Source organism: Bacillus sp. BPN334 (assembly GCF_008368885.1).
GTDB lineage: Bacteria > Bacillota > Bacilli > Bacillales > Bacillaceae_G > Bacillus_A > Bacillus_A wiedmannii.
This window is the reverse complement of record NZ_QOZW01000043.1, coordinates 1-1,571: the sequence shown is the minus strand read 5'-3', so window position 1 is coordinate 1,571 and position 1,571 is coordinate 1. Positions and strand designations below refer to the sequence as shown.

Below are 1,571 nucleotides of genomic sequence, written 5' to 3'. Positions count from 1 at the left end.
ATGTCATAATCCATAAATTTAGTAATCTTAAAGAGGAAAAAAGATGAAATAGGGACTGTCTAAACTAAAATTTGAGCGATAATGTCGTAAAAGGTGATAAAGTAATACATTTAAATATTAGTTTAAGGTAATAATTACCTTTTTGTATTAATTGAGTCGTGGAATGACTAAAATATTTTACTTTTTATATGAAACCGTTATGTGGAAAATAGCTATTTAGTTGTTTTTCATATAACGGTTTTTCATTTTTAAAGGATTTTACATAAGAAAAAATCTATAATTAAGATAGTTAACATATATTTTTTGATGGGTGTGGGGGATTATGAAAGAAATATGCATGTTATTAGCGGCTGTTATATTATGGGGGACAGCCATCGCGCCAACAAAGTGGGCATTAGAATCTATTCAGCCATTTACTTTGTTATTTATTCGCCTTTTCTTAGCTGGTGGAATTTGTTTACTATTCTCATTTAAACAATTAAAAAGATCAGTTGTACATAAACAAGTCCCGTGGAAAAGAATGAGTTTACTATCTTTTACTGGTGTAGCTGGGTACTTTATGTTCACATCCTACGGTATTTCTTTAACGAGTGGATTGCATGTTAGTATTATTGATGCTGCTTTACCTTTAGTTACAATTCTTTTTTCAGCGTTCTTTTTGAAAGAAAAAATTCAGCTTAATTATTGGATCGGTATTGTATTGGGGGCTATCGGAGTACTTCTTATTACAATTCCATCTAGTAATGTCGATCAAGAAGTATCTTTAATAGGAGATATCCTTATTTTATTAAGTACGTTCTTATTTGCTTTCTATACAGTATTGCTGAAACGACCAAAACAAGAACAATATCTATCAAACAAGGTTTTTACAACATTAACTTTAATTATTGGAGCTGTTATTCTATTACCATTTGCAATGGCAGAAACTTTTTATTACGGTCTTCCAAAGATTGAAACGTGGAAGGCTGGACTAAGTGTAATATATCTTGTTATTGGAGCAACAATTTTAGCGTATTGGTTTTGGAATAGAGCATTAGAGACAGTCTCGGCATCAGTAAGTGGATTATATTTAAATGCGTTACCGTTAATAAGTATTGTTGCTTCAATTGTTCTATTAAATGAATCTTTGACGTGGAGAATAGTAATGGGTGGTAGCTTAGTTTTATTCGGAGTGATATGGGCGGATAAACGTAAATTAATTGATTTATTTATATCAGACGATCGAAATGTTAAAGAGAATGAAGAATGTTAAAGTTTATAAGAGTATGTATATAGTGTTTAATGAAAAGGACGCCTTGTATGTAATAGGATGTCCTTTTCATTACTTTCATTGAATGAGAGAAATGAAATAACTGAAACTCATATGGAAAATACCTTTGGAATTATTTTTATTATTAATTGAATAAAAGGTATTGACGATTAGAGTATAGAGGTGTAATATAGAACAAGTCGCCGATGCAATAACGCAGAACGCGGCAAACGAAATGAAAAACTTAGTTGACATTAACTAACGAAGATGTTAACATAAGGGAGTCGCAAATGAGCGACCGAGTAGTTCTTTGAAAACTGAA

At 31.1% G+C, this 1,571-nt stretch carries 1 protein-coding gene; it reads left to right on the top strand.

Annotated elements, in window-relative coordinates; all coding sequences use genetic code 11:
- Positions 1-322 precede the first annotated feature (322 nt).
- On the top strand, positions 323-1,252 hold the full coding sequence (locus tag DN393_RS31105; protein WP_149174299.1) for a DMT family transporter: 930 nt from the start codon (positions 323-325) through the stop codon (positions 1,250-1,252).
- The last annotated feature ends 319 nt before the right edge of the window (positions 1,253-1,571 follow it).

Bases quoted from the DNA above. Each gene is read 5' to 3' on its own strand.
- DN393_RS31105 (WP_149174299.1), top strand. From the start codon at position 323: ATGAAAGAAATATGCATGTTATTAGCGGCTGTTATATTATGGGGGACA.